Origin of the sequence: Streptomyces chromofuscus, from assembly GCF_015160875.1 — a bacterium.
GTDB classification, from domain to species: Bacteria; Actinomycetota; Actinomycetes; order Streptomycetales; family Streptomycetaceae; genus Streptomyces; species Streptomyces chromofuscus.
Window position 1 is genome coordinate 5,803,403 of sequence record NZ_CP063374.1, and the last position, 20,517, is coordinate 5,823,919.

A 20,517-nucleotide genomic window follows, 5' to 3' on the forward strand; every position below is an offset into this window, starting at 1 on the left:
AGCTTCGAACATATGAAGGCCGCGCTCGTACAAAGGTTTCTACGCCTGCTGATCGTGCCTGTCGCCGTCGTACTGGCGGTGCTGATGTCCGGTGCGCCCGGCGCGCACGCGGCCACCGACCTGTCCAGGATCGCCGAGGCCCTGCGCGAGAGCCCGGTCTACGTCGACCCGGCCGCCTCCGACCTGCTGTCGCGGTCGGATGCCGAAGCGCTCGCCGACAAGATCGAGGACGCGGACAAACCCGTCTTCGTGGCGGTCCTGCCGGCCGGCTACCCCGCGCAGAACCTCTTCCAGAACCTGCGCACCGAGACCGGCGTCACCGGCGTGTACGGCATCCGGCTCGGCGAAGCGTTCGACGCCCGCGCCGACAGCAGCGTGCTCAGCCGCGCGGCCGTGTCCAACCTGGTCACGTCCGTGCAGAGCGCGGGCGACGTCAAGGCCCAGCTGAACGACTTCGTGGACGGCGCGCTGCGCAACGTGGGCGGCACGGCGCCGAACAGCTGGGGCGAGGGCACCGGCGACGGCGTCTCGGCCACCGGTCTGATCACCCTCGCCTCGGTGCTGGCCGCGGGCGGCGTCGGCGCCTACGCGCTCGCCCGCCGCAACCGCAACCGCCACGAGGAGGAACAGCGGGCGGCGCTGGAGAAGCTGCGCGTGGTGGTCGACGAGGACATCACCGCCTTCGGCGAGGAACTGGACCGCCTGGACTTCCACCCCGCCGAACCCGGCGCCGACGACGCCATGCGCGCGGACTACGAACGCGCGCTGGACGCCTACGAGAAGTCCAAGGCGCACATGGCGGCGGCCACGAAACCCGAGGACGTACGGGCGGTCACGCAGTCCCTGGAGGACGGCCGCTTCTCGCTCGCGGCGCTCGCCGCCCGCCGCGAGGGGCGCCCACTGCCCGAACGCCGGCCGCCGTGCTTCTTCGACCCGCGCCACGGCCCCTCCGTCGCCGACGTCACCTGGACGCCGATGGACGGAGCGTCGCGCGACGTACCGGTGTGCGCGGCCGACCAGGCCCGTCTGGACGACGGCCGGGACCCGATGATCCGCGAGGTCGACACGGCCTCCGGCCGCCGCCCGTACTGGGACGCGGGCCCGGCCTACGGCCCCTGGGCCGGCGGCTACTTCGGCGGCGGCATCCTCCCCGGCCTGCTCGTCGGCACCCTGCTCGGCAGCGCCATGGCCACCCCGACCTACGCCGCCGACTACGGCTCCGGCTACGGCGAGTTCGGCGCCGGCGGCTACGAGGGCGGTGACGTCTCCGGCGCGGACTTCAACTCGGACGACTTCAGCGGCGGCTTCGGCGGCTTCGGCGGCGGGGACTTCGGCGGCGGCGGGGACTTCGGAGGCGGTTTCTGACCCGCGAAACGGAGACGGAACGGGCCCGGTGCCGATGCGGCACCGGGCCCTTCCTCGCCGCTGTGAGGCCTAGAGGGTGGCAGCCGCCGAGGCGATCGCGGAGGCGAAGGTGGAGACCTCGGTGTAGACACCGGGGGCGTTGGGGCGGGCGCAGCCGATGCCCCAGCTGGTGATGCCGACCTGGATCCAGGCGCCGGCCGCGTCCCGGCGGAACATGGGGCCGCCCGAGTCGCCCTGGCAGGTGTCGACGCCGCCCGCCGCGTACCCGGCGCAGATCTCCTCGCCGGCTATCAGCCCGCTGTAGCCGCTGTAGGAACGGCAGGTCGCGTCACTGACGAACGGCACGTCGGCCTTGAGCAGGTAGCGCTGCTGCGCGCCGCCCTCGCGGGCCGCGCCCCAGCCGGCGACGGTGAAGGTGCCGGTGTTGTACTGCGTGGTGGTGGCGATCTTCAGGGTCGGCAGGTTGATCGGCTGGGCGAGCTTGATGAGCGCCCAGTCCTTGCCGTCGCCGCTGTAGCCGGGGGCCCGGTAGACCTTGGTCGAGCGGACCTGGATCCGGCCGGTGGTGGACTGCAGGTCCACCACACCGGCGGTCGCGGTGATGCCGGTGTTGTTGCCGGTGGCGCCCACGCAGTGCGCGGCGGTCAGCACGATCTGCTGGGTGTACAGCGCACCGCCGCACCCCATCGACAGCCGGACCATGAACGGGAACTCGCCCTGCGCGGCGCGCGTGCCGCCGACCACGGGTGCGGGGGCCGCCTGCGCGGCCGAGACGGGCTGGAGGCTGACGACCGCGAGCGCGGCCGCACCGGCGACCGCGCATCTCTTGAGTGCCTTGAGGAGAGTCTTCACCTTGACGCCTTCCGTGGGGGGTCCGGAGATGGCCGAATGTCAGGCGCATGTCAATTCCCGTGCTGGGATTATGAGAACGCCGTGAGCCCCGCACAAGAACCGCGATCCGGCCACACGGCCGCCGGCCGCGCGTCGGCGGACGTCGGCCTCAGGCCGGGGACCTCACCGGTCGGGCAGCGCCAGCCACTCGTCCCAGGTCAGGTCGCGCCCCACGAAGCGCGGCCGCTCGAACGGCCACTGCTCGCCGATCCACCGCGGCACGAACGCGTCCAGCGCCCGCTCCAGCCGCCCGCCGACCTCGCTGTCCACCACCCACCAGGAGATCTCGGCGTCCGCGCCGTCCTTCTCCGGCGGGTCGATGTAGACGCAGCCGCGCAGAGCGGTTCCGTCCTCGCTCTCCACGGTGTAGTTGAACGACTCGTGCGCGTCGATCTCGGCCGCATGCCGCTCCAGATCCTTCTGGTTGGCCTCGTACGACATCGTGGCCGACGGCCACCCCCACGCCTTGCCGTAGATCGACCACAACCGCTCCCGCGACCCCATCACGGCCGGGTAGTCCAGCGGCGCGTCGGCCCCGCTGATCGGCCGCAGGTGATGCCCGTCGCCGTCGGGGATCTCCACCCGCAGGGGGTGCACGAAGTCACCCGGCAGCCAGGTCATGCGAGCCGCCCGAGGAACGCGCGCCAGGTGCTGGGGGAGACGGTCAGGACGGGCCCGTCGGGCGCGGCCTTGGAGTCCCGGACGTGAACGGCGGCGGGGTGAGCGGCGCCTTCGAGGCAGTCGCCGCCTTCGCTGCCGCTGTAGCTGGACTTGCGCCAGGTGCAGGCGACTTCGAGGCAGTTGCCGCCCTCGTTGCTGCTGTGGCTGGACTTGAACCACACAAGGTCGTCCGGCGGGAGGTACTGCTTCGCTGCGGTGTTCATGACTCTCCTAGTGCTCTGACCACATTGGTTCGCCGGGTTGGTGGTCGGGGCGGTTGGATGTTGCGTGACGTCCGATCCGAGTGCTGGGGGGTGCGGTGGCTGAGCCTGTCCGCGTGCGCAGGTTGACCGACCAGGAGGGGCAGAAGCTGCAGCAGATCGTGCGCCGGGGCAGCACCAGTTCGGTCCGCTTCCGACGCGCGATGATGCTGCTGGCGTCGGCCGGTGGGAACCGGGTCCCGGTGATCGCCCAGCTGGTGCAGGCCGATGAGGACACCGTCCGGGATGTGATCCACCGGTTCAACGAGATCGGCCTGGCCTGTCTGGACCCTCGGTGGGCGGGAGGCCGTCCCCGCCTGCTCAGTCCTGACGACGAGGACTTCGTCGTCCAGACGGCCACCACCCGCCCGACCAAGCTCGGCCAGCCCTTCACTCGCTGGTCCATCCGCAAACTGCTGGCCCACTTGCGGAAAGTTCATGGGCGGGTCATCCGCATCGGCCGCGAGGCGTTACGCCGTCTGCTCGCCCGCCGCGGCATCACCTTCCAGCGCACCAAGACGTGGAAGGAGTCCCCGGACCCCGACCGCGAGGCAAAGCTGGACCGGATCGAGGAGGTCCTGGACCGCTTCCCGGACCGGGTCTTCGCGTTCGACGAGTTCGGCCCGCTCGGCATCCGCCCCACCGGCGGTGCGGGCTGGGCCCCCGCCAGTCACCCCGAGCGGCACCCGGCGACCTACCACCGCACGCATGGCGTCAGGTACTTCCACGGCTGCTATTCGGTCGGTGACGACACGCTCTGGGGCGTCAACCGCCGGAAGAAGGGCGCCGCGAACACGCTGGCCGCGCTCAGATCGGTCCGGGCCGCCCGACCGGACGGCGCCGCCATCTACGTCATCCTGGACAACCTGTCCGCCCACAAGGGCGAGACGATCCGCCGCTGGGCGAAGAAGAACCGTGTCGAGCTGTGCTTCACGCCGACATACGCGTCCTGGGCCAACCCCATCGAGGCGCACTTCGGGCCGCTGCGGCAGTTCACCATCGCCAACTCCAACCACCGCAACCACACCGTGCAGACCCGGACCCTGCACGCCTATCTGCGCTGGCGCAACGCGAATGCCCGTCACCCCGACGTGCTGGCAGCCCAGCGCCGCGAGCGCGCTCGCATCCGCAGCGAGAAGGGCATCCGTTGGGGCGGACGTCCCCTCGCCAATGCCGCTTGACAAGTCCGGCGACCTTGCCCGGCCGGGTCCTAGCAGTAGCCGTCCACCCTGGCGCCGGCTGGAGCGAGGTTGGGCCAGGAACGTCCCGCCCTGTCGGAGGCAGCGGACCGTAGGAGGTCAAGAATCGTGCACCCGGTAGCCCCGAAAACTCGCGTAGGTGCCCCGGTAGTAGCAGCTCCAGTAGCTCACGACCCGCCGTTGAGTGCGCGCGAAGAAAGCAGGATTGTCCACGATGAACTGCCCGTAAGCGAGGTGGCCGCAGGTGCCGGGCGTGGCGAGATCACGGAGCTCATCGCAGATGACGACCAGGATCTCCACGACGTACTCGCCAACCAGCTGCACGACGAAGGGGACGACCCATGGGTCCGTGGAACCAACGACCTTCTCCAGGTGGCGCTGCCTGACCATGCCGTCGCAGTGCCTTGAGTACAGGCAGTGCAGAAGCTGTTGTTGGCGCGACGAAAGCGACGCCACCCTGTCAGTTGGCGGCTCGTCGTTGTAGAGGCGCCCGGGGATCAAAACCGGCTGGCCCTCAACAGCGACCGAGAACGAGGCATGCGGCTGGAGCCGAGAATCAGGCATCACCGCCAGGACTGCCTCGGCATCGCTTGCAAGCTCGGCTGGGAACGCCGTGATCAACGGATTGCTGCGGTCGGAAAGCGGCTGCACGAGCCGAGCATAGGCGGATGCCTCGGCCAGGTAGCTGGCATTAATGGCCCCACACCAGCCCAACCCGGCGAAGGTATGCGGTCAGAGCACTAGCAGTCCGTCCAGGAGGCACGCACTCTCGTCCGGAGAGAGGGCCCGTGACCGCAGCATTCCATACGTCAGTTGACAGGCACTCACCTCGTCGGGGTCGTCGACGAGGAAGCCGGCGCGCTGCACCTCCAGGTAGACCGCGCGAGGGTGTTCGGGTGTCTCCAGCAGCAGCATGGCCCGGCGAGACCTGCGTGCGGCACTCGGCCCAGCGGCATGATCTGAAGGCCCATGGGGACAAGGTCGCAGCAGCCGCGCAGCCTCCGGATCTGCTCGCGCATGACAGCAGGCCCGCCGAGCGCGGTGCGCAGAATGGCCTCCTCCAGAATGAAGTGGCCGAACGGCGGCTGCTTGCGCTGCCAGATCCGCTGCCGCTCCATCCGGGAGGCCACCCACTGCTCGGCCGTCTCGTTCTCGAACCGTGGGAAGCGGCACTCGTAGGACGCCCGGCAGTAGTTCTCTGTCTGGAGAAGCCCGGGAACCATCCGCGTCTCGTACGACAGGATGCTGACCGCTTCCTGCTCGATGTCCGCGACCCCTTGAGCGAACTGCGGCATCCGTTCCCGCACCGGCATCCTCTCCACCAGCACGGTCAACACCCCACCCGTCCCCAGCAGTTCGTCGAGCTGCACCGCCCGGTCCGGCTGCAGGGCGAGCCGTCCCTGCTCGATGGACCCCACGGTGTCCACGGGAACGCTCGCCAGCTCGGCGAACCTCCCTGCGTGGGACGGGCTTGCTTCCGGCAGTGGGCGAGCACCGCGCCGACCGCCTGCCAGGAACCGACCCTCATGGGCTTCTTCGCCGTGTGCATGCGTGGCCCCTTTCCCCCGTACGCAGCAGAACTCCTCGTGGCGGAGTCGTAGCAACCAGAACTACGACCTCACTCACTGGGCCACGGTAGTGACTCCCTGTGACAGTGGCCGCATGGACGCACAACCCCAACCCCCGTACGACCGCCGCGCGTTCTACCGCCGTGACCGCAGATCGGCGCGTCTGGCGCGCCGGTTCACCGAGCGGACGCCGGCCGAGTGGGGCGTGACCGAACGCGGCGACGACATGCTGCTCTGCGTGAGCGGGCTCGCCACCAACGTGGGGCCTCCTGCTCGTCACCGGGCCGGCGGACAAGTGGGGAGTGGGGGAGCGGGAGCCCGGCAAGGTGGTGTGGTGCGCGTTCGGGCCGGCGCGGTGACCGGGGTGAGGGGAGGAAACGGCGAGCGCCCGCCCTCCCTGGGGAAGGCGGGCGCGCTCGTGAGGCGTCAGTGGGGCGGCCGTACCGCCGTCACGCGTTCTTGATCGCCGAGATGTCGAAGTGCAGCTTGATCTTGTCGGAGACGAGGAAGCCGCCGGTCTCCAGCGCCGCGTTCCAGGTCAGGCCCCACTCGGAGCGCGCGATCTCGGCCTTGCCCTCGAAGCCGACCCGGTCGTTGCCGAACGGGTCCTTCGCGGCGCCGTTGAACTCGAGGTCGATCGTGATCGGCTTGGTCACGCCGAGGATCGACAGGTCACCGGTGATGCGGTAGTCGTCGCCGCCGAGCGCCTCCGCCTTGGTGGAGCGGAAGGTCATCGTCGGGAACTGCTCCGTCGTGAAGAAGTCCGCGCTCTTCAGGTGGCCGTCCCGGTCGGCGTTGCCCGTGTCGATGCTGTCCATCGTGACGTCGATCGTCGCGGTGGACCGGGACGGGGCGGCGCCGTCCAGGTGCAGCGTGCCGGTGAAGTCCAGGAACTTGCCCTTGACGTTCGTCACCATGGCGTGCCGGGCGACGAAGCCGATCGTGGTGTGCGCGGGGTCGATGGTGTAGGCGCCGGTCAGGGCGGCCAGCTGGGGATTGACCGGGGCGGCCTGAGTGGTGGTCTTGTTCTTGCTGCCGAAGAGGCCCATGACGTGCTCCTTGGGGACGGGGTCTGTGACCAATTCTGTTGAATCTTCAACGATGTCAACGAGGATGACCGTAGACCTATTCCGTTCAATTTTCAACCTCATCCGCAGGGTGGCGCGATACCCTCGCCGTCACCCCATGGATGGCATGGGGCGGACATGAAATGTGTGTGGCGTCCGGGCGACCAGATTGTGCGACCCCTACAACACCGAAGCCCTCTGAGCAGTCGGAACGCCTGCACGCCGCCCCAGTTCTGTTCAGGGGTACCAGGAAAACGCCTCGGAGACTGTACGGAGTCGACGGCCCGCTTTCCTTGATGTCCTTCGTAAGGTCGCTACATGACCGTTTTGGATGAGGCGACGGGTGAGGCGACGGGCGAGCAGGCCGGCGAGCCGGCGGACGCGCGCGGGCGAGTGGCCGAGCTGCACGACATTCGTGCGCAGGCGGTGGCCGGTCCCAGCGAGAGGGCGACCGAGGCGCAGCACGCCAAGGGCAAGCTGACCGCCCGGGAGCGCATCGAGCTCCTCCTGGACCCGGGCTCCTTCCGCGAGGTCGAGCAGCTGCGGCGGCACCGCGCCACCGGGTTCGGCCTGGAGACCAAGAAGCCGTACACCGACGGTGTCATCACCGGCTGGGGCACGGTGGAGGGCCGCACGGTCTTCGTCTACGCCCACGACTTCCGCATCTTCGGCGGCGCCCTCGGTGAGGCGCACGCCACGAAGATCCATAAGATCATGGACATGGCCATCGCGGCCGGCGCGCCGCTGGTGTCGCTCAACGACGGCGCCGGCGCCCGCATCCAGGAGGGCGTCAGCGCCCTCGCCGGCTACGGCGGCATCTTCCAGCGCAACACCAAGGCGTCCGGCGTCATCCCGCAGATCAGCGTGATGCTCGGCCCGTGCGCCGGCGGCGCGGCGTACTCGCCCGCCCTGACCGACTTCGTCTTCATGGTCCGCGAGACCTCGCAGATGTTCATCACCGGCCCCGACGTGGTCAAGGCGGTGACCGGCGAGGAGATCACCCAGAACGGCCTCGGCGGCGCCGACGTCCACGCCGAGACCTCCGGCGTCTGCCACTTCGCGTACGACGACGAGGAGACCTGCATCGCCGAGGTGCGCTACCTCCTCTCCCTGCTCCCGCAGAACAACCGGGAGAACCCGCCCCGGGTGGACTCCACCGACGCCCCCGACCGCCGCTCCGACGTGCTGCTGGACATGGTCCCGGCGGACGGGAACCGGCCGTACGACATGGCGAAGGTCATCGAGGAGATCGTCGACGACGGCGAGTACCTGGAGGTCCACGAGCGCTGGGCGCGCAACATCATCTGCGCGCTGGCCCGGATGGACGGACAGGTCGTCGGCATCATCGCCAACCAGCCCCAGGTGCTGGCCGGTGTCCTGGACATCGAGGCGAGCGAGAAGGCCGCGCGCTTCGTCCAGATGTGTGACGCCTTCAACATCCCGATCATGACGTTCCTGGACGTTCCCGGGTTCCTCCCGGGCGTCGACCAGGAGCACGGCGGAATCATCCGCCACGGGGCGAAGCTGCTGTACGCGTACTGCAACGCGACCGTGCCGCGGATCTCCCTGATCCTGCGCAAGGCCTACGGCGGTGCCTACATCGTCATGGACAGCCAGTCCATCGGCGCCGACCTCACCTACGCCTGGCCGACGAACGAGATCGCCGTGATGGGCGCGGAAGGTGCCGCCAACGTCATCTTCCGCCGCCAGATCGCCGACGCCGAGGACCCCGAGGCCATGCGGCAGAAGATGGTCAAGGAGTACAAGTCCGAGCTCATGCACCCGTACTACGCGGCCGAGCGCGGCCTCGTGGACGACGTCATCGACCCGGCGGAGACCCGCGAGGTGCTCATCAGGTCCCTGGCGATGCTGCACACCAAGCACGCCGACCTGCCCTCGCGCAAGCACGGCAACCCCCCGCAGTAACCCAGCGGACCCTCCGCGGCACCCCCGCGGAAACCTCATTCACGGAGACTGAACCCATGAGCACTCCTGACATCCGCGTCGAGAAGGGCCACGCCGAGCCCGAGGAAGTGGCCGCGATCACGGCCATCCTGCTGGCTCGCGCGGCCGCCCACACGTCCGCGCCGAACCCGGCCCACCACGGCCGTGCCAAGGCCGGCTGGCGCCGCCTGGAGCGCGAGCCCGGCTTCCGCGCTCCGCACAGCTGGCACGGCTAGTCCGCGCCGCTCGACCGGTCCCCAGCACCGAGAAGGGGCCCCTCCCACGGGAGGGGCCCCTTCTGTGGTGTGCGACGCCCTGCACGCGAAGGGGCGCTTCTGGCGGCCGCGGGTCGACCTTCGTGGCGTGGGACCCGCACGACGAAGGGCCCCCTCCGTGCGGAGAGGGCCCTCGGGGTCGGTCGTACGGCTACCGCAGGCGCGCCATCAGGGCGTGCTCGACCAGTGTGATCAGTGCGGACTTGGCGTCCGCGCGGTGGCGGGCGTCGGTCGTGATGATCGGGGTGTCCGGGCCGATCTGCAGCGCCTCGCGCACCTCCTCCGGCTGGTACGGCTGGTTGCCGTCGAAGCCGTTGAGGGCGATGACGAACGGCAGGCCGCTGTTCTCGAAGTAGTCGACGGCCGGGAAGCAGTCCGCGAGCCTGCGCGTGTCGACCAGCACGATCGCCCCGATGGCGCCGCGCACCAGGTCGTCCCACATGAACCAGAAGCGGTCCTGGCCGGGCGTGCCGAACAGGTACAGGATCAGGTCCTGGTCGAGCGTGATGCGGCCGAAGTCCATGGCGACCGTGGTGGTCGTCTTGTCCCCGGTGTGGGTGAGGTCGGCGATGCCTGCCGAAGCAGACGTCATGACGGCCTCCGTGCGCAGCGGGTTGATCTCCGAGACGGCGCCGACGAACGTGGTTTTGCCCACGCCGAAGCCGCCCGCCACCACGATCTTCGCGGAGGTGGTGGAGCGGGAAGGACCGCCGCTAGAGCTTGCGAAGTCCACTGAGCACCCTTTCGAGCAGTGTCACGTCTGGCTGGCCGCCGGCGTTCTCGTCGCCGCCGGGCTGATGGATGGCGACCAGGCCCGCCTCCGCCAAGTCGGCGACGAGGATCCTGGCCACACCGAGAGGGATCGTCAGCAGCGCCGAGATCTCGGCCACCGACTTGATCTCCCGGCAGAGGTTGCAGATCCGCTGATGCTCGGGCAGCTGGCCCTGCATCTGGTGCGGAGCCGCGGTGGTGTGCACCAGCGCCTCGATGGCGAGCTGGTACCGCGGCCTGGTGCGGCCGCCCGTCATCGCGTACGGGCGCACCAGGGGATTGTTCGACGCCCCGGCGGGCGCCGGCTCAGGGGTGCGGCGCTGCGGCTGCACGGGTTGGATGCGCGGCGCGTTCGGCTGGTCGTACGGCGAGGGGCCGGGGCCCTGTGGCGCGTACGGCTGCCGGTGGCTTGGCGAGGAGGGAAAGTTGTACCGGTTCTGGGAACCGTCGTTCTGCCCCTGGCCGGGGCCGTACGACCAATTGCCCGAAGATGAACCGCTTGGGGGTGTCGCCACTTTCTCCTCCTCCGACTGTGCCGGGCACCCATCGCTGGGGAGCCGCGTCCCGAAACCTTACGGCCACGGGACGCCATATCGCACCGTCTGTCTATTAGTTGAGAAGGCTTCCTTGGAGCTCCGCACGAAGATCCGGGGTCAGAACCGTGCCCGCGCGGTCCACCAGAAGCGCCATCTCGTACCCAATGAGACCGATGTCCGCTTCGGGGTGGGCGAGAACCGCGAGGGACGACCCGTCGGAAATGGACATGATGAAGAGGAATCCTCGCTCCATCTCCACAACCGTCTGGTTCACGCTGCCGCCCTCGAAGATGCGCGAGGCGCCGGCGGTCAGTGAGGTCAGACCGGAGGCGACGGCCGCGAGCTGGTCGGCGCGGTCGCGGGGGAAGCCTTCGGACATCGCCAGAAGGAGTCCGTCGGCGGAGACCACCACCGTGTGCGACACCCCGGGGGTGTTGTCCACGAAGTTGGTGATCAACCAGTTCAGGTTCTGTGCCGCCTGGCTCATCGGGCTCACACTAACGCTCCTGGTTGTAGGTGCTGTCAGGACCGAAGCCCTGGCCGTTCGTTTCACTTCCTGCGCTGCGTCCCCGCTGGACGCCCCGGCGCAGGTTGCTCAGCCTGCCCCGGACGTCCTCGGGGGCGCGGGAGACCTGTGGGCCGCCCTGCGGGGTCGACTCCGCGGCACCCTCGACCAGATTGGCCTTGGGCACCCGCCGCGGCAGGCCGGAGGAGGTAACCCCGCCCGCCTTCGGCTTGCGGAGCTGTGCGGCCTGCTGCCAGCGTTCGTCGTTCGCCGAGCGCCAGCCGTCGTCGGCGTTGCCGTCCGCCGAAGGGGCCGCCGAGTCCGGGTTCGCGGGCCGGTCGGCCGCCTGGCCGCCACCGGTGGATCCCCGGCGGGGAAGCCCGGCGTCGGTCAGCGCGTGCGCTGCGGCGTGGCCCGGTCCCGGACGGTCGAAGCCTACGCGGTCCCGCTCACTCGCGTCAGCGGCCTGCGCGGATTCCGTTTCCGGAGCGTAATGGTCGGCGTAGCCGTTGCGGTAATCGTCACGCTGCTGCCAGTCGCCCTGGTGGGACTGCTCGTCGAACGCCGAGAAGTTCTCCGACGACCCGGACGGGACCGCCGCGTGGTTCTCCTGCGCCGATTCCGCATAACCGGGCTCCGGGTAGCCGCCGTTGGTCGCGAAACCATCGCCCTGGGGCATCCCGTTCGGCGCGTAGTACTGCTCGTCGTACGACTGCTGCTGCCGGTCCTCGTACGACGTCTGCTCCTGGTACGCCGACTGCTGACCGTAGGCCGCGGCCTGGTCCGGGTAGGCGTTCTGGCCCGTGTCGTACGACTGCCGGCCGTCGTAACCGCCGTCGCCGCCGTATCCCTGCGTCTCGGCGTGCTCCTGGGCGGGCTGCTCGCCGTGGGTCTGGGCCTCCAGGGCCGCGCGGCGCTCCTCGCGCATCAGGGAGCGGCCCACCGGGTCCAGCTCGCGGATGTCGTCGGGGACCTCGACGTAACGGCTGTCGTCGAAGCCGAGCTCCGCCGCCGTACGCATCGGCTGCTGGTTGAAGTTCTCACCCTGGAACTGCTGCTCCGGGATGATCTGCGAGACGGTGAACTCTGCACCGAGCGGCACCTGCTCGCCGCCGCCGCCGTGCGTGATGGCGTCGGGGAGCATGACCAGCGAGGTGGTGCCGGCCTGCTCGCCCGAGGGGCGCAGCTGGACGCGGATGCCGTGCCGGTCGGACAGCCGGCCGACCACGAACAGGCCCATGCGCTGGGAGATCGCGGCGTCCACGGTCGGCGGGTTGGCCAGCTTGTGGTTGATGTCCGCGAAGTCCTCGGCGGTCAGGCCGATGCCCTTGTCGTGGATCTCGATCATCACGCGGCCGTCGGGCAGGCGGGTCGCGGTGACGCGGACCTTGGTCTGCGGCGAGGAGAACGTCGTCGCGTTCTCCAGCAGCTCGGCCAGCAGGTGCACGAGGTCGGTCACGGCACGGCCGTGGATGTCGGCCTCGGGCACGCCGGATATCTCGATGCGCTCGTACTGCTCCACCTCCGAGGAGGCGGCGCGCAGCACGTCGACCAGCGGGACCGGCTGGTCCCAGCGGCGGCCGGGCTCCTCGCCGGCGAGGACGAGGAGGTTCTCGCCGTTGCGGCGCATTCGGGTCGCCAGGTGGTCCAGCTTGAAGAGGCTCTCCAACTGGTCCGGGTCGGCCTCGTTGTTCTCCAGGTCGGTGATCAGGGTCAGCTGGCCCTCGATCAGCGACTGGTTGCGGCGCGAGAGGTTGGTGAAGATCGCGTTGATGTTGCCCCGCAGCAGCGCCTGCTCGGAGGCCAGCCGGACGGCCTCGCGGTGCACCTGGTCGAAGGCCCGGGCGACCTCGCCGATCTCGTCCGTGGAGGTGATCGGGATGGGCGTGACGCGGGTGTCGACCCGGCCGGGGTCGGTGCGCGAGAGCTGGTCGACCAGCATCGGCAGACGCTGCTCGGCGATGCCGAAGGCGGCGTTGCGCAGCTGACGCATCGAACGGCTCATCTGGCGGGCCACCATGCCGGCCAGGATGAACGCGGCGAGCAGGGCGACCACGACGATGGCGCCGGTGATGAAGGCGTCCTGCTTGGCGTTGTCGGCGATGCTCGCGGCCTCGTTCACCGCGGTGTCGGCCATGTCCGACTCGATCTGGCGGTACGCGTTGTACTTGAGGGTGTTGACCGCCCACCAGTTCTCGGGCGTGATGCCCTGCTGGGCGAGCGCCTCACGGGCGGCCGCGTCGGTGGTGGTCAGACCGGCCATCGCCGCGACCATCACGGTCGGGTCGGACGGCGGCGCCTTGTAGTCCGGGTTCTTGGCCAGGGCCTCCTTGGCCTGCTGCCGGCCGTCCGCCTGGATGCGCTTCTTGGCGTCCTCGAGCTTCTGCGCGTCCGCCTCGGTGCCACCGCCGAGGTACTCCTCGACGGCGATGCCCTCGAGGTAGGCGTACGAGGAGAGCGCCACGCGCTGCTTGGCCAGGTCGGTGTCCTTGGGACCCGGCTTGACCAGCAGGTGCATGCCGATGGAGCGCTCCAGCGACAGCGCCGCCTTGGTCAGCGAGATCGCGTAGACGGTCCGGCCGTAGCTGGTGATGTTTCCGGTGCCCAGGCCCAGCTCGTTGGCGAACTCCATCAGCGGGTGGGCGATCTCGACGTAGCCCTCCTCCGTCTGCACGCCGGTGAGCCGGGACGTGTAGGCGGCCTGCCGCAGTTGCTGGAGCTTGGGCTCCGCCTCGCGGAACAGGGTCAGCCGGCGCTCCAGACCCGCCTTCTGCGGCATGTCCTGGGCGGCCTGGTCGAAGGCGTCGGCGGCCTCGTCGGTCTTCTTGCGGGCCTGCGTGACGGTTGCCTGGTCGCTGCCCAGCAGCAGCGGGACCGTGCTGACGTCCCGCTCGATGTACAGGGCGTCCGCGTAGGTCAGGGAGGCCTGCACCAGACGCGCGGTGCTCTCCGCGTCCTCGGCCTCCTGCCAGGTGTCGATCGAGCTGTTCACCTGGAAGCCGCCCATGACCAGGCCGACCAGCACGGGGATGAGCAGGATCGCGTTCAGCCGGGTCGCCACGCGCCAGTTGCGCGGGGACAAACGGCCGCCGCTCGAAGCGGGCGCGGCCGCCTGTTCCGGACTGGGCACGACAGGGGCGGGCGCCGCTCCGCGCGGCGGCGGGGTGAAGTTGCCCCGGGCGGGCGGCTCGGGACCTTTGTTGCTTCGCCTCACTCGACCAACAACCTCTCGGCGGCGGGCACCTACGTCGTGCCGCAGTGTCTCAGAGCCCAGTTCGCCATCGACCACTGAGTACGTCTTTGACCTTTGGGCAGTTCAGGCATTCCAGCACGACGACCTGCGCTCTTCCAAACATGGGAAAGGGCGCATTCTTCCTCGCGCAGACCCCAGATAAAACGGTCATAAAGAGCGAGCCCCGTCAAAAGACGGGGCTTTTGTGCGCGCAGCGACACCACATGACCGCGACGCGTGTTGGCTCCTGCCGATTCCTCTGCCGAAACGTTATGAACACCGAAGCCGACCGTGTCAAAGGCCACAGCCGACTCCGATGCCACGCGGACGAGGCCTACGGCAACTGCCGTACGGCACCGCCCACTTGGGTGTTACTTCAGCCGTGCCATCAGTGCGTGCTCCACCAGCGTGATCAGCGCGGACTTCGCGTCGGCACGGTGGCGGGCGTCGGTCGTGATGATCGGGGTGTCCGGGCCGATCTGCAGCGCCTCGCGGACCTCCTCCGGCGCGTACGGCTGGTGTCCGTCGAAGCCGTTGAGGGCCACGACGAACGGCAGGCCGCTGTTCTCGAAGTAGTCCACGGCCGGGAAGCAGTCCGCCAGTCGGCGGGTGTCCACGAGCACCACCGCGCCGATGGCGCCGCGCACCAGGTCGTCCCACATGAACCAGAAGCGATCCTGGCCCGGCGTGCCGAACAGGTACAGGATCAGGTCCTGGTCGAGCGTGATGCGGCCGAAGTCCATCGCCACCGTGGTGGTGGTCTTGTCCCCGGTGTGCGTGAGGTCGTCGATGCCCGCGCTCGCGGACGTCATGACCGCCTCGGTACGCAGCGGGTTGATCTCCGAGACGGCGCCGACGAACGTGGTCTTTCCCACGCCGAAGCCGCCGGCCACCACGATCTTGGCAGAGGTGGTGGCACCTCTCGGTTCAGAGCTTGCGAAGGCCACTGAGCACCCTTTCGAGCAGTGTCACGTCGGGCGCACCGCCGTTGGCCTCGTCGCCGCCCGGCTGGTGGACGGCGACGAGTCCGGCCTCGGCGAGGTCCGCGACGAGGATCCGGGCCACACCGAGCGGCATGGCGAGCAGCGCCGAGACCTCGGCGACCGACTTCACCTCACGGCACAGGTGGCAGATGCGCTGGTGCTCCGGGAGCAGTCCCATGAGCGCAGCCGGGTCGGCCGTGGTGCTGATCAGCGCCTCCAGGGCGAGCTGATAGCGCGGCCGGGTCCGGCCGCCGGTCATCGCATACGGACGGACCAGCGGCTGGTCGCCCTCGTCCCCGTACGGATCAGCGTACGGATCATGAGAGGCGGTGGGCGGGGTCATGAATCCTCCGGGCGGGACAGCAAGTTGGTCAGTCGTGCCGTCTGACGGGGCCGGTGGGGGGATTGTGGCGGCCGGACGGTGATTTGGTGAGACGGGTGGATCCGGGGACGTTAGTGGAGCAGACTTCCTTGCAGTTCGGCGCGAAGGTCCGGCGTGAGCACCGCTCCCGCCCGGTCGACCAGCAGCGCCATCTCGTAGCCGACGAGACCGATGTCGCACTCGGGGTGCGCGAGAACGGCGAGTGACGAGCCGTCCGAGATGGACATGAGGAAGAGGAATCCCCGCTCCATCTCCACGACGGTCTGCGCCACGGTGCCGCCCTCGAAGATCCGGGACGCACCGGCCGTCAGCGAGGTGAGTCCCGACGCGACCGCCGCGAGCTGATCGGCGCGGTCGCGCGGAAAGCCCTCCGACATCGCCAGGAGGAGACCGTCGGCGGACACGACGACGGTGTGGGACACCCCGGGGGTGTTGTCCACGAAGTTGGTGATCAACCAGTTGAGATTTTGTGCCGCCTGGCTCATCGGACTCAACTAACGCTCCTGCTGGTGAGTGGGGCTCGGGAAACTGCCCGTCTGGCCGGACCCGGCCTGACGGCCCTGTGCGATACCCCGACGGAGGTTGGTCAGCCGGCCGCGCACGTCCTGTGGGGCGCGCGAGACCTGCGGACCGCTCTGGTGCGGCTGCTGCTGAGCGGTGCCCGGGACGAGGTTCGCCCGGGGGACTCGGCGCGGCAGACCGGAGGTGGTGACACCGCCCGCGGCGGGCTGCCGTACGCGCTCGGCCTGGCGGACGAGTTCGTCGTTCGGCGAGCTGCGCCAGGCGGGTGCGGCGGGACGCTGGGGGGCCGAGGGCGCCTGCTGCTGCGGGGCGGGCGCGGAGCCGTTGCCGTGCGGACGCTCGGCCCGGCCGGGCTGGGCCTGCTGACCCTGCTGACCCGCCTGGCCGCGGAACCAGTTCGTCTCCAGCGTGTCGTACAGCGGCGTACGTCCGTCACCGGGAACCTGCGCCGGCGGCAGGGCCTCCGGACCCTGGCGGCCGGGCCCCTGCTGCGGACGCTGCGGAGCCTGCGGCGGCCGGCCGCCGAAGTCGCCCTGCGGGCGCTCGAACTGGCCGGTGCCCTGGTTCTGGCGGTTTCCGGGCAGCGCGTGCTGGCCCGTGGACGAGCCGTCGTACGCGGCGTACTGGCCGGTAGCCCCGTTGTCGTAGCCCGGCTGGGCCGGGTACTGGCCGGTGGAGCCGTTGTCGTAGGCCTGCGGTGCGGCGTACTGGCCGGTGGAGCCGTTGTCGTAGGCCTGCGGTGCGGCGTACTGGCCGGTGGAGCCGTTGTCCTGGCGCTGTACGGCCGGGTACTGGCCGGTGGAGCCGTTGTCGTAGGCCTGCGGTGCGGCGTACTGGCCGGTGGAGCCGTTGTCCTGGCGCTGCACGGCCGGGTACTGGCCGGTGGAGCCGTTGTCGTAGGCCTGCGGTGCGGCGAACTGGCCCGTGTTGGACGGGTGGTTCGGATCGCCCTGGCTGCCGAAGATGTCCGAGCGGACGAACTGGCCGCCGTTGTGCTGGTTGTTCGCGCCGGGGTGCCCGAAGTCGGCGCCGGGGCCCTGGCGGTCGTCGGCGCGGGGAACCGCCGGCATCTCGGCGGTCGCACTCGGGCCGTGGCGCTCGTCGATCCGCGGCATCGGGGCCGTCTGGGACGGGTCCCGCTGCTCGTCGTGGCCGCGCGGAGTGTCCAGCGCGTCGCGCGGCACCGGCGGCTGCGCGTTGTCGTCGCTCCAGCTCGGGCGCTGCTGCGACTCGTTGCCGCCTGGCAGTTCGGCCCGCGCTCCGCCGCGCGGCGGCAGCTGCGGCTGACGGCCGCGGCGCCGGCCGCGCTCGCCGCCCGCGTTGCCGCGCTTCGGCGTCACGGGGCCGCGGGAGTCCTGCTCCTGCGGGGGAACGGGCGCCTGGGCGTTGCCCACACCGGCGCCCGGCCGGCCCTGCTGCGGGGCCGGGGGAGTCTGCGGTCCGCGCGCACCGCCCGAGTCGCGGCCCGGCAGCGCGGCCCGCGGACCCTGACCGGCGCCGAGCCGGCCACCGCCGGACGCGCCGGCGCCCAGCGCCCGCCGCCCGGCGTACCGGCGCCCAGCGAGGAGCCGTTGCCGCGCCGGGCCGCGGCCACACCGGCGGCGGCCTGCGCCGCGGCCGGGCCGCCCGTGCCACCGGGGCCGCCCAGACCGGGCTTGCCCTGCGGCTTGTTGCCGCCCTGGGCGACGTCGACCGGGAGCATGACCAGCGCGGTCGTACCACCGGAGTCGGACGGGCGCAGCTGGATGCGGATGCCGTGCCGCTGCGACAGGCGGCCGACCACGAAGAGGCCCATGCGGCGGGAGACGGAGACGTCCACGGTGGGCGGCGAGGCGAGCCGCTCGTTGATCTGGGCGAGGTCCTCGGGCGAGAGGCCGATACCCGTGTCGTGGATCTCGATCAGGACCCGGCCGTCGGGCAGCGCGTGACCGGTGACCTTGACCTTGGTCTGCGGCGAGGAGAACGAGGTGGCGTTCTCCAGCAGCTCGGCGAGCAGGTGCACGAGGTCGTTGACCACGCGGCCGGCCACCTGGGTGGTCGGCACCGACGCCAGCTCGATGCGCTCGTACTGCTCCACCTCGGACGCGGCGGCACGCAGCACGTCGACCAGCGGGACCGGCCGGGTCCAGCGCCGGCCGGGCTCCTCACCGGCGAGGACGAGGAGGTTCTCGCCGTTCCGGCGCATACGGGTGGCGAGGTGGTCCAGCTTGAACAGCGAGGCCAGCTGGTCCGGGTCCGCCTCGCGGGACTCCAGCTCGGAGATCAGCGACAGCTGGCGCTGGATCAGACCCTGGGAGCGGCGCGAGAGGTTGGTGAACATCGCGTTGACGTTGCCCCGCAGCAGGGCCTGCTCGGCGGCGAGACGGACCGCCTCGCGGTGCACGTCGTCGAAGGCCGCGGCCACTCGGCCGATCTCGTCGCGGGAGTGCACGCCGACCGACTCCACGGACGTGTCCACGTCCTGCGGGTCCGACTCGGACAGCTGCTTGACGAGCTCGGGCAGCCGGTCCTGGGCGACCTTGGTCGCCGTGTCCTCCAGCCGGCGCAGCGAGCGGATCATGGAGCGGGCCACCACGAACGCGCCGACCAGCGAGACGCCGAGCACGAGCAGCACCAGCGCACCGGAGATGATCGCCTCGCGCTCGGACTCGCTGCGCAGCTCGCGCGCCTTCTGCTCCATGTCGTCGAGCAGCTGGCGCTCGATGTTCTTCATCTGCTGGATCTTGGTGGAGCTGTCGTCCAGCCAGTCCCGGTACGAGCGCTTCTCCAGGCCCTGCAGGCCGTTCTCCCGGCCGAGGGCGCGGGAGGCGAACTTGTCCGTGGCCTCGATGGTCGCGTTGTTCTGGTTGATCGGCTTCAGCAGTTCCTCGGAGCCGTCGCCGTAGATGCTGGAGAAGCTGCGCAGCTCGGAGACCTGGCTCTCCAGGGCCGACTCGGCGTACAGCCGGTCGTTCTCGGAGAGGTCGCCGAAGGTCTTGTTGTTGGCGGGCAGTGCCGCCGCCAGGACCGCGCGCTGGACCGAGGCGTACTCCTTGGCGGAGGAGAACGCCGACAGGGCACGGGTGCGCTGGATCATGTCGGGGTTGCTGGTCGCCTCCGCCATGTCCTGCGAGAGGTCGAGCAGGTGCGTGATGAGGCGGTGGTAGGCCTCCACGGTCTGCGTGGAGTTGTCCTCGGCCTCGTAGGCGTTGTTGCGGATCTCGTTGAGGCTGTTCAGGTCGCGGGCCAGACCGACGAGGCTGTCGCGCACGCCCTGGAGGTTGCCGTCCTTGCTGGCGGCGTCGACCTCCTCCGACGCGGCGAGGAAGTTCTCCAGCGCCCGGTCCGTCTTGGTCTGGAAGCCCTTGACCGTGACCGCGCTGGCCGTCGAGCCGTGTGCCAGCGGGCCGGCGGACTGGTCGCGCTCCTCCTGGAGCGCGGCGGCCAGTTCGGTGGCCTGCTTGGTCATCTCGGTGAGCAGCTTCATGTTGTCGAGCTGCTCGATGTCGTCCATGGACTGGCTGATCCGCAGCGCGCCGAGCGAGGTGGCCGCGACCACCGGGAGCGTCAGCAGCGCCACCAGTCGGGTCGAGATACGCCAGTTGCGCAGGGCTATTCGCGGCCCGGGACCGCTCACGCCCTGCGGCGGCTTCACCGTCGGTGTGGGTGCGGAGCCCGGGGACGCCGAGGCGCCGGGGCGCCCGGAGGCCGAGGACGCGCCCGGGCGCCCGGAGCGCGGACCGCCGTCACCGGTCGGGGCCGGGCCCTGGCCCTGGGCGTGCTGGGGCGAGGAGCTGCCGGCCATGGGGCCAGTCCCGCCGTGCGGCTCCGGCTCCGCCGAAGCGCTGCCATCCCTCTTGAAACGTCCCTGCACTAGCGTCGCAACCTCTGGACCAGGCGCCCCTCCGCGCGAACGGAAGGACGGTGTCGGCGTCGTCGGGAGCGCCCTGAATACGCACCCGGGTGGTCGTGAGTGACCGGCGCTGGACTCCCCCTCCCGCCGCTCACCCGTCAGGAGCGACGCAAGTTTCGCGCCCCCCTGCGCGCCGGCTTCGGTCCTGCGGCGGTCCGTGGAATTCCAGCACAGTGCCGGATCTCCAACAAGGCCAGTTGGTCAGGCTGTGACCTCCGTGACACCACGTGAGGATGACGTCACGACACGTAGAGCGGCGTCCACCTTATAGCGGACATACCCGAACGAGTCGCCGGTGCATAAGGGGTGTCCCAGTCGCCATGATCAGGAGCGGAATGAGGGCTTCAGGAGCCCAATGTCCGTTTCGTTGGCATGAGTTGAGAGACTGATATGACCGCTTTGAGTCACGGTTCGTGAGCAAACTCACACCGGTTTCCGCGGCACCGCGTGCCGTCGGCGGGGAAT

At 70.2% G+C, this 20,517-nt stretch carries 15 protein-coding genes and 4 pseudogenes; 5 read left to right on the forward strand and 14 right to left on the reverse strand.

What is annotated here, in order from left to right; translation table 11 throughout:
* The first annotated feature begins 12 nt into the window (after positions 1-12).
* Positions 13-1,365, forward strand: a complete 1,353-nt coding sequence (locus IPT68_RS26250; RefSeq protein WP_189701105.1) for a hypothetical protein — start codon at positions 13-15, stop codon at positions 1,363-1,365.
* A 69-nt stretch (positions 1,366-1,434) separates the two neighbouring features.
* On the opposite strand, the gene IPT68_RS26255 is transcribed toward IPT68_RS26250, so the two are convergent.
* The 3 genes from IPT68_RS26255 to IPT68_RS26265 all read right to left on the reverse strand — a co-directional run bounded on the left by IPT68_RS26255 (position 1,435) and on the right by IPT68_RS26265 (position 3,140).
* Positions 1,435-2,217 (reverse strand): serine protease, encoded by a 783-nt coding sequence (locus IPT68_RS26255; RefSeq protein WP_189701104.1) that lies wholly within the window; start codon positions 2,215-2,217, stop codon positions 1,435-1,437.
* Positions 2,218-2,379: 162 nt separating this feature from the next.
* Positions 2,380-2,877: an N-acetyltransferase gene (locus tag IPT68_RS26260; RefSeq protein ID WP_189701103.1), complete on the reverse strand. Its 498-nt coding sequence runs from the start codon at positions 2,875-2,877 to the stop codon at positions 2,380-2,382.
* Positions 2,874-3,140 carry a DUF397 domain-containing protein gene (locus IPT68_RS26265; protein ID WP_189701102.1) on the reverse strand — a complete coding sequence of 89 codons (267 nt, stop codon included), beginning with the start codon at positions 3,138-3,140 and terminating at the stop codon, positions 2,874-2,876. Before IPT68_RS26265 ends, IPT68_RS26260 begins: the two co-directional genes overlap by 4 nt.
* A gap of 95 nt (positions 3,141-3,235) precedes the next feature.
* On the opposite strand from IPT68_RS26265, the gene IPT68_RS26270 reads away from it, so the two are divergent.
* Complete coding sequence (locus tag IPT68_RS26270; RefSeq protein ID WP_308438856.1) at positions 3,236-4,357, forward strand: IS630 family transposase; 1,122 nt, start codon at positions 3,236-3,238, stop codon at positions 4,355-4,357.
* Between the two features lie 29 nt (positions 4,358-4,386).
* Here IPT68_RS26270 and IPT68_RS26275 read toward each other — a convergent pair.
* Together IPT68_RS26275 and IPT68_RS26280 are read right to left on the reverse strand one after the other, a co-directional pair.
* Positions 4,387-5,026, reverse strand: a pseudogene (locus IPT68_RS26275) (hypothetical protein).
* An 81-nt stretch (positions 5,027-5,107) separates the two neighbouring features.
* A pseudogene (locus IPT68_RS26280) lies at positions 5,108-5,688 on the reverse strand (DUF5753 domain-containing protein).
* Positions 5,689-6,037: 349 nt separating this feature from the next.
* On the opposite strand from IPT68_RS26280, the pseudogene IPT68_RS34300 reads away from it, so the two are divergent.
* A pseudogene (locus IPT68_RS34300) lies at positions 6,038-6,302 on the forward strand (hypothetical protein).
* A gap of 90 nt (positions 6,303-6,392) precedes the next feature.
* Here the strand turns inward: IPT68_RS34300 and IPT68_RS26285 are convergent.
* Positions 6,393-6,992 (reverse strand): YceI family protein, encoded by a 600-nt coding sequence (locus IPT68_RS26285; RefSeq protein ID WP_189700875.1) that lies wholly within the window; start codon positions 6,990-6,992, stop codon positions 6,393-6,395.
* A 336-nt stretch (positions 6,993-7,328) separates the two neighbouring features.
* Between IPT68_RS26285 and IPT68_RS26290 the strand changes: the two genes are divergently transcribed.
* Positions 7,329-8,936, forward strand: coding sequence for an acyl-CoA carboxylase subunit beta (locus IPT68_RS26290; protein ID WP_228039913.1), 1,608 nt, complete (start codon positions 7,329-7,331; stop codon positions 8,934-8,936).
* A gap of 56 nt (positions 8,937-8,992) precedes the next feature.
* Entirely contained in the window at positions 8,993-9,190 is a 198-nt protein-coding gene (locus tag IPT68_RS26295) for an acyl-CoA carboxylase subunit epsilon (protein ID WP_189700874.1), read from the forward strand.
* 190 nt (positions 9,191-9,380) lie between these two features.
* Here IPT68_RS26295 and IPT68_RS26300 read toward each other — a convergent pair whose 3' ends face one another.
* From IPT68_RS26300 to IPT68_RS26335, 8 genes and pseudogenes are all read right to left on the reverse strand, one after another.
* Positions 9,381-9,962, reverse strand: coding sequence for a GTP-binding protein (locus IPT68_RS26300; protein WP_189700873.1), 582 nt, complete (start codon positions 9,960-9,962; stop codon positions 9,381-9,383).
* On the reverse strand, positions 9,943-10,515 hold the full coding sequence (locus IPT68_RS26305) for a DUF742 domain-containing protein (RefSeq protein ID WP_189700872.1): 573 nt from the start codon (positions 10,513-10,515) through the stop codon (positions 9,943-9,945). The genes IPT68_RS26300 and IPT68_RS26305 overlap by 20 nt, the downstream gene beginning before the upstream one ends.
* A gap of 94 nt (positions 10,516-10,609) precedes the next feature.
* Entirely contained in the window at positions 10,610-11,023 is a 414-nt protein-coding gene (locus IPT68_RS26310) for a roadblock/LC7 domain-containing protein (RefSeq protein WP_004983065.1), read from the reverse strand.
* 10 nt (positions 11,024-11,033) lie between these two features.
* Positions 11,034-14,255: a sensor histidine kinase gene (locus IPT68_RS26315; protein WP_189700871.1), complete on the reverse strand. Its 3,222-nt coding sequence runs from the start codon at positions 14,253-14,255 to the stop codon at positions 11,034-11,036.
* A gap of 389 nt (positions 14,256-14,644) precedes the next feature.
* Complete coding sequence (locus tag IPT68_RS26320; protein ID WP_189700870.1) at positions 14,645-15,220, reverse strand: GTP-binding protein; 576 nt, start codon at positions 15,218-15,220, stop codon at positions 14,645-14,647.
* On the reverse strand, positions 15,201-15,599 hold the full coding sequence (locus IPT68_RS26325; protein ID WP_189700869.1) for a DUF742 domain-containing protein: 399 nt from the start codon (positions 15,597-15,599) through the stop codon (positions 15,201-15,203). The genes IPT68_RS26320 and IPT68_RS26325 overlap by 20 nt, the downstream gene beginning before the upstream one ends.
* Positions 15,600-15,709: 110 nt before the next feature.
* Positions 15,710-16,123, reverse strand: a complete 414-nt coding sequence (locus IPT68_RS26330) for a roadblock/LC7 domain-containing protein (RefSeq protein WP_037654657.1) — start codon at positions 16,121-16,123, stop codon at positions 15,710-15,712.
* Between the two features lie 9 nt (positions 16,124-16,132).
* Positions 16,133-20,013, reverse strand: a pseudogene (locus IPT68_RS26335) (nitrate- and nitrite sensing domain-containing protein).
* Between the last annotated feature and the right edge of the window lie 504 nt (positions 20,014-20,517).